Origin of the sequence: Mycobacterium hubeiense, from assembly GCF_002838065.1 — a bacterium.
In the GTDB taxonomy this organism is placed as follows: Bacteria; Actinomycetota; Actinomycetes; order Mycobacteriales; family Mycobacteriaceae; genus Mycobacterium; species Mycobacterium hubeiense.
Window position 1 is genome coordinate 40,739 of sequence record NZ_PIZU01000021.1, and the last position, 13,216, is coordinate 53,954.

The following is a 13,216-nucleotide window of genomic DNA, read 5'->3' on the forward strand; positions in this document are numbered from 1 at the left end:
GGGCGAGGTAGTGAGCGAACAGCTGAAGGTCGACCCGTCGGTGCTGCAGACGGTTGGCGCCTCGTTCGGTGAGGCCGGGGCGGGGATCGCAGGAATAGGTGCGGATGCGCCGCTCGGGGACGCCGCAGGTGCGGTGCCGCAATTGGCGACGGCGAGCGCGTGCCAGCTGGCGGCGTCGGCGGTGGCGTCGGAGACTACGGCGATCGCCGACGGTGCGCGCACGTACGGCGGAAACCTGAACTCGGCTGCGGGCCAGTATCAGGGCAAGGACGAGACCGCGGCCGATGCGATCAAGCACACCGTCCCGCGGTAGTTGCTCGGCAACCGCGATCACCCAAACTTCGTGCAGTGACCAATGTTGCTGTTCCGGTAACATTTCGCTGGTGACGCCTGAGGGAGGCTGCCCAGTGTCTAAGGATGTGCGCGATTCCTCGGCAACTGAGCCGACGATGCGTGCGTCCGCGCGTTTGCTGGCATCGCGCCAAGTAATGCTGCGCGCAGCTCAGGCGAATCTTGCTGCGCCTCCGCGTGTTCCTGTGAGCGCTGACAAAGGACTGTAAGGATGGGTAATCCGGAACTCAGGGTCGTAGAGCAAGCACTCAATTGGGAGCCCGCCCAAGTGACGGTGCCCTCGGTGCCGGCAGTCGCCCCGGGCGGCGATCCGATGAGCGTGATGATCGCCGCGTTCATGCCCACGGTCCCGGTGGACGTCGTCGACAAGGTCGCGAAGACGCGGGCGCGGGAAGAAACGTTCAAAGCCAACCTGGAGGCTGCGCGCAGCGCGTACCAGAACACCGACGGCTCAGAACAACAGAATCTCCAAGCCGCCAGCGCCGCCACCGACGCGGCCGCCGCACCCAGTGCCGCGGGTTCGCCTGCGGGCGCGGGATCTCCGGCGGGGCAGATGGGTCAGCTCGGCCAGATGATGGGCATGCCGATGCAGATGGCGGCGCAGGCCGCACAGATTCCGATGCAGATGATGGGCATGGCAGCAGCGGTTCCTCAGGGCATCATGCAGGGCGTCCAGAGTGCTATGCAGCAAGTCGGCCAGATGTCACAGATGGCCGGCGGCAGCGGTGAAAAGGACGGTGCAGACGCGGATCTCGCGGATAAGGCGGCAGAGGCGGCGGAGCGTACCGAGGAATCCTCCAAGACGCCCGAGGAACGCAAGACCGAACCTGCCGACGAAGCGCGGTCGGATGAAGGCGCGTCAGGGGGCGGCTCCGGCAGTGAGCGGGCACCTGCAGAACCTCAGCAAGACAAGGCAGTCGCGCCGCCAGCGCAGACGCGTCCGGCTGATTCTCCGGAGATTGCGCTGTGACACAAGGCTATTGGAGAGGTGTTGATACACGCATGACTGTGGGCATGGAGATGGTCCGATGACGCAGCCGCCACCGCCGCCGGGTGGTCCGCAGTATCCGCCGCCAGGCGCACCGGGCCCGTATCCGGGGCAAGGGCCGCAGTGGCCGCAGCAGCCGTGGGGTGCGCCACCGCCACCACCGCAGAAGCGCGGTAACGGATGGAAGTGGGCATTGGGCGGCGTGGCATTGCTGGCGGTCATCGGCGTGACCGCGGCAGTGACGCTCTCGGTGGCTGGCGATGACGATGGCAATGGTTCGACGACCACGCCAACGGCATCGGGAAATACATCAGAGATCGCGAGCGCCGACGACAAGGGCCCAGTCACAGTTATTACCGAGGATCCATCGTGCGCCCCGGCGCGACCGATCCTCGAGACCCGCGCGGCGACGCAGCGGAACGGTTGGATTCAACGCGACCCTTCAATCCCCGCAACTGCCTGGACGCCCGAAGTGCGTGCACAATACGAAGCGGTGCAGCAGTCGATGCGCGGTTCCGCTGACCAACTGGTGCCGATAGCGAAGCTGACACCGCACCGCGTGATGCGCGAACTCTACGAACAGCTCATCGCCTATTCGCGCGCCTATGCGGACAGCATCCCCTCCTACACCGCACCCGATGACAACCTCGCGCTCGCCTCGGTCGCCGCAGCCAGCGCGGTGACCTACGTGTGCTCCGCTATCACGTACGGGTCCGCACCTGCGCGTGGGCCATTAGTGCCGGCGCTGCCTGCCCCGTCGAGCGTCTCGCCCTTAGGTGATCCTTCGCACCCGAAGCAATTCCTCACGGAACCAAACTCCGTGTGTAGTGATTGGGATACGGCATGGACACAATTTCAGAAGGACACCGCGGCTTGGCGTGAAACTCCGGCGGACATACCCGGTTCTGAATGGACTCCAGCGCAACGAGCGACCAACGACGAAGTTGTACCCGTGATGCGCAGATTCGCCAGCGAGCTGCAGACCCTTGGCGGACGTAGCGACAATCCCACGCTCCGGGACTTCGCTGACCTATCAGCTCAGTATCACCGCGCGTACGCCCAAGCGCTGCCTACATACACACCAGCGGATAACTATTTAGCGACGGCTGCGCTGAACTCGGCCGGCGTCGTACAGGCGGCGTGCCTGGCAGCTAAGGAGTAGGCGCCGTGACACATTCAATCGCAGCGAAAGCACTTCGGCGGGGATGTTAGATGGCGATTCAGCCAGACAACAGTGAGTACGGTGGCCAGACGGTCACAGGTGCCGGCTGGCCGAACGTAAATGAAGACGACATATCCGCCGCTGCCAAGTCATTTGAGGATTTGGCGTCCAACCTTCGCGACGAAGTTATCCCGGCCGCGCGTAACCAGATGATGAATCTGTCGGACGCGTGGGAGGGCTCTGGGTCCGAGGCAGCGCGGGATGAGGCTAGCGCGATCATCAGCCAGCATGAGGCGAACGCAACTGCAGCCCAGATGACCGCAGGTCAGCTGCGAAAAATGGAAGCCTCGGTCGTTAAGGCGAAGAACTTGGCGAATTTCGTGGCCGCTGTCGTTCAGGCGTTGTGCGAAAAGATTAGGAATGAAGCAGTCCCGGATGGCGCGGAGGACACACGCAGCGCCCGAATAGCGCAAGCGATCACCGAGGGATTCAAGGAAAACGTTGAAAACGTTGCGGCTAGCACAACAGAGTTGGCTAGCAATCTCCGTGTACCAATCGGCACACCCGGGGCAGATGGAAAAGTGCCGGCTACTCCGCCGCCAGAAGTTCCCGGTGACAAGGGGCCAGGTGGCCTAGCTCCGGGCGAAACAGCCGCGCCCCCACCACCACCGCCGCCAGCGGGTGAGCCACTCTTCTTCAAGGGGTCAGGCGGCCTAGCCCCGGGCGAGCCCGTCGCGCCCCCACCACCGCCGCCTGCCACGGAGCCCGCTTCCTCCAAGGGACCAGGTGGTCTCGCTCCAGGTGAGCCAGCCCCGCCGCCGGCACCCAAGCCGTCCGTTGTTGAAGCGCCCGAACCCGCGGCTCCACCTCCTGCGATGCCCGCTCCGGGCGCCCCCGCTTCCCCTGCGGCTTCTACCGGAGGCAGTAGCGGCGGGGTGAGCGGAATCTCGGGTTCGCCTGGTGGCCTTGGGTCTTCGTCCTCGTCGTCCTCGAGCGCGGGTTCGTCGTCTTCCTCCGCGGGCTCGTCGTCGAGCCCGACCGCCGGATCATCGAGCAGTGCGGCTTCCGCTGCCGACGCCGCGAAAGCCGGTGCCGCGCCTGCTGGCCCCATGTCGCCGCTTGAAGCCGCCGCCAAGGCAGCGAGCGGTGCTCAAATGCCGGCACCACCGCCTCAACCCCTTCAGCCCGCCGCCTCCGCAACACCTGCCCAGCCTCCGGCCGCGCCAGCCCCTCCCGCGGCCACCACTACTGCCGGCACAACCGGCGGCGCAGCCGGGCCTGTCGGCGCCGGCGCGGGCCCGGCGCCCGCTGCTCCCATGCCTGGTTCGGGTGCCTCGACCGGCACACCGATGCCGCTCGGCCCCCCGCCCACCCCACCTCCCGCCGCCCCCGTGCCAGCCACGCCCCCTGCGGGACCGGTCGGTCCCGGTGTCGCCCCGCCAGCCGCCGCTTCTGGCGCTGGCGCGGTCGGTCCTCCGGCACCCGTACCCGTGTCGGCGCGTCGTGCGGAACGCGACGCGATCGCAGCCGCAGCCACGGCCGGCGCACTCCGGCGCAAGACAGATGGCTTCGACCCGTTGCGCCTGGCGCGTCAGATCGCGGCGGCACTCAATGCGCCCCAATCGATTCCGCATATGGCGTGGGGCTTCCTGTGGGCCACCGGCGTCACCGTCGACGGAACCATTCTCGTGGCCAACACCTACGGCCTCGGCTACATCCCCGAAGGGGTGAATCTGCCGGAGCAGGCCAGGATGGTGAGTGCCGACGACTCGATTGCCCCGTCCGAGCGAGCGAAATGGGTGGCGTATCCGTACTTGGCATTGCAAGGATGGGCCCAGCACAAGAACACCCGCTTGCAGGCGGTCATTGGGACTGAAGAGCAGTTGAAAGGGTTGGACCCCGGCGCTCGAAAGGTCTATCTCGACGAGGCCGACATCCCGGCCAACGGCACGATGCAGGGGCGCAGTCGGCTCGAAGTCATCGCCCCCGGGCCAGCCGCTCAGTTGACCTCGACGGCCGACGCCTCGTTGATAGAACTGCTACCGACACGGCCCGTCGATGACAACCCGCCCGAAGACAGGTCAGAGCAACTGTGGTTCGACATGCTCAAACCGCTGATGCGGTCAGGCACCGGCCGTGAGACCGCGCACCTGGAGGCGTTCGTCACCTATGCGAGCCACAAAGAAGAGTTGCTTCTGCACCAGGCCCATACAGCGACCGACGCCACCACCCAGCGAGTTGCGATCGCCGATTGGGCCTACTGGCAGCACCTCAGCGTCCTCAACTCAGACGCACTGACTGTTCCCGCGTCCTCGTAACCCAGCGGCACCCCGAGATCAGCCCCAACTGGCTCAAACCATTGCGCACAGTCGGCGCGGATCGGCCCGATATCGGCACTGCCGACTGGCGCACGAATCCGTGTGTCCAGTTGAAAACCGTTCATCTTAAGCAGGTTTCGTGCGACGAACGGTAGAGTCGTGCGGAATTTCGCGACACTCGCCTCACTGTGTCGGAGGACCAACGATCTGCACCGCGAATGGCCCCAGACGACGTCTTCACGGTGCGGACGTACGCCACCAGCGCAGACTACGGCCCGAAAATAGTGCGCAGATCAGCAGGTCACAGCCTGCGGCTCGCACGGCCCGCCGGACTGCACGTGCAGCGAAGGTGTGAGCGCGACGCCACTAGCCGAAGGCGCTGTTACGAGATCGTTCCCTAAGTCATCTGGCGACCGCTGGCCAGCCCGGGTATGCGGGCTTCGTTGGGAAATCGGAACGCGGATGCTGTCCCGCGATCAGGAACTTGCGCCGCTCTGGAGGATCGGGCGCCTTGTCGACGCATGCGGCAAGATCAGCCTCGTACGACGGCCACTTCTCGCTGCGTTCGCCTTCGAAGAATGAGAATGAGTTCAGCGCGCCAGTGATCCTCCAGTCACCGAAGACATCGCCGGATGGTGCGGGCGCTGGCCCCTTCTGCGGAGGTAGAGCGTGCGGCGTATTGTCCTCAGGTGCCGTCATTTTCACAAAGTTGGCATTGATCCCGGCGTTGACATCACGAAGTTTCCCCCATTGGCCGGTAACAGCGAACCTGCCGTCGCCCTGCTCTTGGGCCGTCGTGTAGTCGTACCTGCATACCACAGCGGTGACATTTCGGCCTGAGGCCGTGAGGGACAGTATGTGGGTGTAAAGCGTGCCGACAAGTGGTTGCTTTAGGGGAATTTCGGTATTCGGCCAGCGACCCCATTCGCTGGGATCATCACTTTGCGGATCGTCCGGCAGCACCGCGCGAGTAAATCCGGGATAGGCAAAGTCAATATCTCCCATCGACTGCGCTAACTCGACGGATTCCCAGTAGGCGCGAACCGGCACTGCGGGTCCACCGAACAGGTCAATGCCGGGCTCCGCGCTCCACACCATTCGCAGATTGCTGAGCAAGCCACCCCAACGCTCGACGGGTTGCGGCGGGGGAGGGGGAGCAGGTTCCGGCGCATTTGGTGTGCAACCAGCGGTGATCAGTAGTGCGCCTGTAGCGGCGAGCAGGCGCGTCATGCGCAGCGGTATAACCATCGGTTAAGGGTCCGGTTTCTTGACGAGGTCTTCGTAGTGCTGTGCGACGTGACCGACCGGGTTGACGTCCTCCCCGACGGTATAAGTAACCGCATTGTTCAGCTTGGATTCCCAGGTGCTCTGAGGCACCGAAATGCCGTTGAATTGCTTGATTTCCTCAGGGGTCCCGATTCTCATACCCTTCGTCGGGTCCTCCGGATTCACAGGAACCAGGTATTCTTCGGGCACCCCAGTGATCGGGACTCCGGCGGCAATCAATGGGTTGAGCGTCACTTGTGCGGCTTCGCCGTAGCCCATATTGGACACGATCGGCGCCGCCGCGGCCGGGTCCGGTGGCTTGCCGATGAACGTTTCTTGCATCGACGGCGCCAGAAGATCGATACCCTTGCTTGCCAGGTCACCGCCCCCGGGGATGAAGCCAATACCGGTGGTAGCTGCTTTAACGCCGAATTCGTATGCAGACTTCTGTCTCTCATACGCCTGTACGGCTTGGTCGTGGCCGTTGAGATCCGTGGCGTATGCGGCGTTGACCGTCCCGCATTCGACCAATCCCTTCAACGTCGCTGCGTCAAGCAGCCTGTCGTTGTACTGCTCGATATTGGGAACGCCGTTCTTGACCGCGTCCGCGTACTCGCTTTGGGCGGCCAACGCCGCTGCAGTTGCCTTGCCGTTGAACCAATCTGAGGCCTCTTGGTCGGTGCTGATCACCGAGAAGATGCCCTTGGCGATGTTCATGTCTTTGTCGCCGAGATCCGGCGCGTCAAAGGGATCCGTCTGATCGGCCGTAGACAGGTCAGCGATGTCCGGTATGTAATCCCCCAAGCCGTGAGCATAGGCCTTCACGAGTTCCGGGTTTACCTCGCCGAGAGTCTTTTCGCCCGGCAGGTTCAGGAGTTGATCCTCGTGTGTACCGATATAAGTCGCGTACTTCTCGGCAGTTTCTGCGGCGATGACGCTCTCAGGCCCCCCCCTGCGCGTTCTCCGTCCAGCCGATGAGAGACCCTGCCGCCACGCCCTTGTCTGCCCACGCGTGCTGATTAATGTCGTGCAGGAAGTCGTCACCGTCCTTGCCGAGCAGGTGGTCGTGAACGACCTGATGATCACGCCCCGCCGAGGTAAAGATCTCGGAGACCACAGGATCAAGGAACGGATCGCGCCCGACGTTCTCGCCGTTGCTTGCCGGGTCCTTCTCCCAGATCGGTGCGTCCATCATTCTGTCGGCCTTGCTCAGCATTTCGCGGTCGAGCTCGGTGCCGGTTTGTAGTGCTGGGTCTCCGTCGCGCACGATCCCGGCGATATCTCGCATTTGCTCGGCGTAAAGGACGCCGTCGGACTTGATCGCCTGCTGGACACTCTGCGGAAGCTGGTCGACGCTGCCCTTCACGATCTGGTTGGGATCATCGAGAGAGCCGACTTTCGTTTCGGCCTTCGGGAACTGCACATTCGGGTTACTCATGAGCTGCCACGAGTCGCCAATGATGTCTTTGTGCCCACCAAGTCGTTGTTCAGCCGACTTCAATTGCTCGACCGTCATCCCGTTTTGTTGGGCCTGCATCTGGCTCAGGTATGAGGCTTGTTCGGGCGACAACTCTTGACCGGGTTTGATTGAGCCGATGACTTCCTCGACGCGCGCTGCGGCTTGTTGGTCGCCAGCCAGCGCATCCTGAACGTCCTGTTCGGCCCTCTTCCGCGGATCCTTTTCGTCGGTTTGCTCCTCGCCGACCGCGTTCTGTGCGTCGCCTTCTTTGCCTTCCTTGGCAAACTTCTGACCGCTGCCCAGCGCCTCGAATTCGCCCTGGAGCTTACGTATTTCAGCCGCGATCGCGTTCGATTCGCCGTTGGATCGTTGGACGATCTCCTGCAGCTGCGCCAGCCCCTTCTGCGCGAGCGCCATCCGCATCTGCTCACCGGACTTACCCGGCGGAATGCTCGCCTCCATGTCCGCCACCCATTTGCGCAGGTTCTCCAGATCACGACGGCCCGCGGAAACCACCTCCGCGGACTGATCGACCTGCGTCTTCAGTTTCTGGTCCAGCGTGGCGAGCTCGCCGATGACCCGACGGTGCTCGGTGTTGGCCGCGTCGTAGTTCGTCGCGGCTGAGCCACTCCATCGCGATCCCGGCGCGGCGGCTTCCAGCCCCGACTCCAGTTGCCGCAGCTTGCTGCTGTTGTCGAACTTCTCACCCGTTTCGGGCGTGCCTTGGCCATAGGTCTGGCGTGCGTTGTCCCACGTCGTGTAGAACGCCCCGAGCACACTCACTTGCTCAGTATCCCAGGCCCCCAGCTACCTCCGTGCCACTAGATCCAATCGTCCACACGCGCCAATCCCCTTACGTGGCCGAATCTCCCCACTCGGCGGTGATTTCGGAGACCATCTCGTCGATGCGCTCACGGTCGGCCTCGATCGACGTCGTTGCTTCCTCCATCGCGTTTTGCAGCGCCTCGTTGAGGCGTTGCTCGACGGTCTGAGCTCCCAGCCGTAGCAGCCCGTCTTCGATGAAAACCCCCGTCAGGTGGTGATGCCCGTTGAGCGTGACCTCGACGGTCTTCGATTCGTCGGTGCCCGTGAAGGTTTCGCTGTTCATCTTGTGCAGCTGATCATCCATGATCGACTGCAGCCGCTGCGCATTGCGCAACACCGCCGCCACCTGAGGATGCATATCCTCGGTCACTTGGAGTCCTTGTTCTCAGGCGTTTCCCGCCGACGACGTTGCCCGATGATGCCCTCGGTCCACGGCCGCTCCTCGGTGTACAGGTCCTCATCGGGGGCCAGGTTGGGGTCGCGGCGCTTCTCCTTGCCCTGATTCTGACCACCGCCATGACCCATCGGCATACCACCCATGCCCATGCCGCCCATGGCTCCGCCCGCCGCGGCGGCCGCCGGCGCGATACCCGCTCCGCCGCGGGGCCCATTAGTCGGTGACGGCGCTACCGTCTCAGCGCCCACCGCCGGCTGCAACGGCGACGGTGGCACACCGCCGCCACCCCCGCCGCCTCCGGAGCCTGCACCGCCACCGCCGGCACCACCGCCGCCGGAAGCCGCGGGTTCGAGACGAGGATCCGTCAGCTTGGGGATGTCCGGTTTGCCCCCGGGCAGCCCACCGGGCATTCCGCCGGGCATGCCGCCTCCTGACGGGGCGCCGCCACCCGACGGCGCACCCCCGCCGGACGGCGAACCGCCGCCTGCCGGCGAACCCGACTGCGCCGCAGCAGGTTCCGCGCTCATCGGCGACACCGCCGGTTGTTCGGTCGGTGCGCCACCCGCCGGTGCACCACCGGCACCCTGACCACCCGAGGGCCCACCTGAGCCAGGCGCGCCGCCCTTCTCGTTCTCCGGCCGCATCAACGGCGGCACGTCATCCATCTTGATCGGCACCGACGGGTAGGCACCGGCCGGCGGCTCCTCCGGGGTGACGGACGGATAGCTGATCGCGCTCGCGTACTGCGCACGGACGACGTCAGACTGCTGCTGCAGCGCCGCATACGCGCCCAACTGCTCGGCCGGCGGCAGACTTTCGAACGCCGCGATATCCGCCTCGTCGGGATGCGCCGCCTTCTCCATTTGATGGACTTGCGCGAAATGTTGCGCGTACCCGGCCAACGTCCGGCATTTCTCGGCGACGTCGTACAGCCACGATTCATGTCTGCGCAGCGAACCCTCGGCGGCCTCGGCGGCACCGCCCTCCCAGTGCGTGTCGCCGAGCGAAAAGTCCTTGGCACGCTCGGTCAGCTGATCGGACGTCACGTAAAGGCCATGCGCGAATTCATGCAACGACGCGCCCTGGTCTCCCGCGGCGAACTGCCGCGCCGCCGCGACCCAGTCGACGCCAAGGTCTGTCGCGGGCAGCTCTGGACACCTGCCGATGGGCATCGGAACCGAAGGCGGCAGTGTGGGATTGGGCGTCACCGAATCAGCGGCTGGCGGCGCTTGTCCGTCTCCGCCCATGGTCGCCGCAACCGATTGCCGTTTGAGCTCATCCACCTGCTCGTAGACGGTGGCCGCGGTTCTCAGGCACTCGGCCAACCGAGCGGCTTCAGCCTTTCCCGATGCGACCGCGGCCGCCAGCTGCTCCTGGGAGGCGCGCAACAACTCTGCCCCTTGGGCGGCGATAACCAGCATGCACGGCGGAACCGGCGGCGGGGGCACGGTGGGCCAGTCTGCAGTGAGGGTGTCGGCTTTCGCCCGCAGAGTCGCGGGATCGACTTTGACGTTCATGGGCCTGCTCCCGTTACTGTTCCAGCGCCATCTGGTAGCGGCTTTCCTCGCGCGGGTTGATCAGCCTGATCGGCAGCTGACGGTGGCGTGGCGTGTCGATGAAGTTGTGCCGCAACACCACTCGCCCGATACCCGGGTGCGGGCCCAGGTACGTCGTCGAATTCGGCCATGACACCTTGGCCACCTGCCCGATCCGCCCGTTGACGAATCCCGCGAACTCACGGAACTGCGGCAATAACGTGACGGTCGCACCCGCCGCCGCCGACCGCACCACAAACTGCGTAAACAGCCGTGCGTCACCGAGATTGATGCTCACGTCGACGTCGTCGAACGGCATGTACACCGGGTAACGGTCCGCGGTCTCGCCCACCAGCACGCCCGCAGAGCCGATCGGCAGCTCGTAATGTCGGTCGGTCACCGGGCTCAAGCCCTGCAGCGCCGCCCGCTGACCGCCGAACAGACACGAAAAGCCACGCGGCGTGGTGGGATTCGCCAACGTCGTCAGCAACACTGTCGTCGTCGGCGGCGCGCCCGGACGCAACCGCATTCGCACGATGGTGTGATCCGCCCGCGCCGACCACCACACATCCGGGCCGCCCGGCGCGCTGTACGCGGCCGTGAAGGTGCTGCGGCCCTTGATCGCCGACCATGTCTCGCGTTCAAAGCTGATCTCCGTCGCATGGTCGAACGCGTCGAAACTGCGCCCGCACCTAGCGTCAATCCCGTTGCTGGCCAGCTGATCCGCGATCCGCGTCGTCGACGCCACCAGGTAGCGCGCCAGCCCCGCAACCCCCGCCGCCCGGCGCTGCGCCGATTTCTGGGTGTGCTCCGGCGACGCCCGCAGCACAATCCATGTCCGACGGCTCGCCGGCGCCGGATATGGCCCCACCACCTGTTCGTACAGCGCTACCAGGCTCGCGGGCGCCGTCTTGCCGACCCGATACCCGGCCGACACCACGTCGACCTCGAGGTCGGGGCAATGCGCCTCCACCAGCTTTTCGACGAGGCGGGTGTCGACAACGTCGTCGGTGTAGGCCTTACCGCCGACGATCACCGTCGGCGTGAAAGGCCGTGGCACTAGCTCGATCACCGACACTAGATGATCGCCCTGCCATCGCACGGCCACGTGGTCGCCCGGCATCACCGTGGCGCCGACCGCGGGCTCCGACGGCGGCGGCGGCGCGCTGCGGTGGCGTCGCCGCCACGAGAACAGCGCGGCGATCCAGCCGGTGATCCGCCGCCCGCGAATCGTCAGCACCGACGCGATCGCGATCAATACCGAGAGGGCAACGCCCACCCAGATCTGGTCGAAATGCAGGAACAGCGCAATGCACGCGGGAATCAGCACCGCGGCCCAAATGCCGTGCCCCGTGGTGAATCGCAGGCCGAACTGACGGAAGAAGTTCTTCATCGGCGCCTCAATGCGCGTCGAGCCAGCGCGCCGACGCCGAGCGCCAGCGCCAGGCCTGTACCTGCCAGCACCACCCACGTGATGGGTCCGCGGTCAGGCGGCGGCACATACGGCGGCGGCGGAAGCTGTTTGACCTTGTAGGGCACGGTCTTCGGCCCCTCGGGCACATCCCATGTCAGCGCCGCCACCGGGTCGATCACTCCAGCGCCCACATAGTTGTCGACGCCGCCGCCGGGATGGCGTGCGGTCGCGGTGATCCGGTTGATGATCTGCGCTGGCGTGAGGTTGGGGAAGCGCTGCTTCAACAAAGCGGCGAGACCCGAAACATATGCTGCCGCAAACGAAGTGCCGCTGATCGGGATCGGGCCGTCCTGACCCTGCAACGCGTTGATCGGTTCGCCGCCGTACCCCAGCGCCATCAGGTTCTCCGCCGGCGCCGCCGCGCCCAGCCACGGACCGGACATCGAAAAGTTGCTCGGCTGCCCGTTCTGCCCGATGCCGCCGACCGTCAGCACCAGCGGCGAGTACCAGGCCGGGCTGACGATCGTCTGCACCTGCTTCCAGCCGCGTGGATCGGCCGGGATCGACGGGTCCGGCGGCGGATTCTGCGTACAGTCCTGTCCGGTGTTGCCGGCGGCGACGATGATCACCGCACCTTTGACATTGGTCGCGTAGTTGACGGCCGCTCCCAAACTGGCCTCGTTGATCGGCCGGGTCACCTTGTAGCAGGCGGCCTCGCTGATGTTGATCACCTGCGCGCCCATATTCGCCGCGTGCACCACCGCCCGCGCCAGGCTGCGCAGCGAACCCGCCGTCTGAGTGGTGTTGGGGTCGTTGGGATCCTGGCGTGCGCCCACCGGTTGAAACGCCTCCGAGGTCTGGCGCAGCGACAAGATCCGCGCATCCGGCGCCACCCCGATGAAGCCGTCGGTTGGCGCGGGCCGGCCCGCGATGATCGACGCGGTCAGCGTTCCGTGCGAATCGCAGTCGGACAGACCATTGCCCGCCTGGTCGACGAAATCGCCGCCCGGCTCCGCCGGCACCCGCGGCGAACCGTTCACCCCGGTGTCGATCACCGCGACAGTTACTCCCGCGCCCGTTGCGAACTTCTGCGCCTCGGCGATCCGCAGATAGTCGTTCGCCCACGGTTTGTCCGCGAAGTTCGAGTTCGGGAACGACGTCGGCGCCGAACACACGCGGCGCTGCTCCGTCGGCCCGTCGGGACCCGTTTCATCGGGTGGCACGGCCCCCGGATCGATGGTGGGCGGCTCGATGGCGACCGCGGGAGGGGCGCTCAACAACGCCAGCATGAGCACTGCCAGAAGCACGACGAAGCGCGTCACGCCGGCGTTCCCCCTTCGAACCACACCCAGCGAGTAGTGTGCTGGGGCGCCGATAGCAAACCAAAAGCCGCCCCGCGGGCGGCGCGTTCTCTCACGTCAAGCCGACTGGCAAATTGCACGGGAGCAATCTTAAGGGCATGCCGAAGGGGCGGGCTCCGGTTTCTCCCCCCGCCGACCGC

Annotated in this window: 11 protein-coding genes; 4 read left to right on the forward strand and 7 right to left on the reverse strand. The window is 65.4% G+C overall.

What is annotated here, in order from left to right; all coding sequences use genetic code 11:
- The first annotated feature begins 10 nt into the window (after positions 1–10).
- From CWS39_RS16810 to CWS39_RS16825, 4 genes are all read left to right on the forward strand, one after another.
- Positions 11–313, forward strand: coding sequence for a WXG100 family type VII secretion target (locus CWS39_RS16810; protein WP_102144069.1), 303 nt, complete (start codon positions 11–13; stop codon positions 311–313).
- Between the two features lie 249 nt (positions 314–562).
- Positions 563–1,321, forward strand: a complete 759-nt coding sequence (locus CWS39_RS16815) for a hypothetical protein (protein ID WP_142386862.1) — start codon at positions 563–565, stop codon at positions 1,319–1,321.
- Positions 1,322–1,541: 220 nt separating this feature from the next.
- Complete coding sequence (locus CWS39_RS16820; protein ID WP_233213543.1) at positions 1,542–2,501, forward strand: hypothetical protein; 960 nt, start codon at positions 1,542–1,544, stop codon at positions 2,499–2,501.
- A 1,490-nt stretch (positions 2,502–3,991) separates the two neighbouring features.
- On the forward strand, positions 3,992–4,819 hold the full coding sequence (locus tag CWS39_RS16825; RefSeq protein WP_102144072.1) for a secretion protein EccK: 828 nt from the start codon (positions 3,992–3,994) through the stop codon (positions 4,817–4,819).
- A gap of 402 nt (positions 4,820–5,221) precedes the next feature.
- Here CWS39_RS16825 and CWS39_RS16830 read toward each other — a convergent pair whose 3' ends face one another.
- The 7 genes from CWS39_RS16830 to mycP form a co-directional block, all read right to left on the reverse strand.
- Positions 5,222–6,049 (reverse strand): hypothetical protein, encoded by an 828-nt coding sequence (locus CWS39_RS16830; RefSeq protein ID WP_233213544.1) that lies wholly within the window; start codon positions 6,047–6,049, stop codon positions 5,222–5,224.
- 21 nt (positions 6,050–6,070) lie between these two features.
- The gene (locus CWS39_RS16835; protein WP_102144074.1) at positions 6,071–6,910 is read right to left on the reverse strand and encodes a hypothetical protein; all 840 of its coding nucleotides are present in this window, start codon (positions 6,908–6,910) and stop codon (positions 6,071–6,073) included.
- 115 nt (positions 6,911–7,025) lie between these two features.
- Complete coding sequence (locus CWS39_RS16840) at positions 7,026–8,327, reverse strand: TPR repeat domain-containing protein (protein WP_102144075.1); 1,302 nt, start codon at positions 8,325–8,327, stop codon at positions 7,026–7,028.
- A gap of 70 nt (positions 8,328–8,397) precedes the next feature.
- Positions 8,398–8,739, reverse strand: a complete 342-nt coding sequence (locus CWS39_RS16845) for a YbaB/EbfC family nucleoid-associated protein (RefSeq protein ID WP_199178156.1) — start codon at positions 8,737–8,739, stop codon at positions 8,398–8,400.
- Positions 8,736–10,283, reverse strand: coding sequence for a PPE domain-containing protein (locus CWS39_RS30050; RefSeq protein ID WP_102144076.1), 1,548 nt, complete (start codon positions 10,281–10,283; stop codon positions 8,736–8,738). Before CWS39_RS30050 ends, CWS39_RS16845 begins: the two co-directional genes overlap by 4 nt.
- Before the next feature lie 13 nt (positions 10,284–10,296).
- On the reverse strand, positions 10,297–11,694 hold the full coding sequence (gene eccE / locus CWS39_RS16855) for a type VII secretion protein EccE (RefSeq protein WP_102144077.1): 1,398 nt from the start codon (positions 11,692–11,694) through the stop codon (positions 10,297–10,299).
- Positions 11,691–13,004 (reverse strand): type VII secretion-associated serine protease mycosin, encoded by a 1,314-nt coding sequence (mycP, locus tag CWS39_RS16860; RefSeq protein WP_199178159.1) that lies wholly within the window; start codon positions 13,002–13,004, stop codon positions 11,691–11,693. Before mycP ends, eccE begins: the two co-directional genes overlap by 4 nt.
- Positions 13,005–13,216 lie beyond the last annotated feature (212 nt).

Excerpts from the sequence above, each read along its gene's own strand:
- CWS39_RS16815 (WP_142386862.1), top strand. The coding sequence starts at position 563 with ATGGGTAATCCGGAACTCAGGGTCGTAGAGCAAGCACTCAATTGGGAG.
- CWS39_RS16830 (WP_233213544.1), bottom strand. The coding sequence starts at position 6,049 with ATGACGCGCCTGCTCGCCGCTACAGGCGCACTACTGATCACCGCTGGT.
- CWS39_RS30050 (WP_102144076.1), bottom strand. The coding sequence starts at position 10,283 with ATGAACGTCAAAGTCGATCCCGCGACTCTGCGGGCGAAAGCCGACACC.
- eccE (WP_102144077.1), bottom strand. The coding sequence starts at position 11,694 with ATGAAGAACTTCTTCCGTCAGTTCGGCCTGCGATTCACCACGGGGCAC.
- mycP (WP_199178159.1), bottom strand. The coding sequence starts at position 13,004 with ATGCTGGCGTTGTTGAGCGCCCCTCCCGCGGTCGCCATCGAGCCGCCC.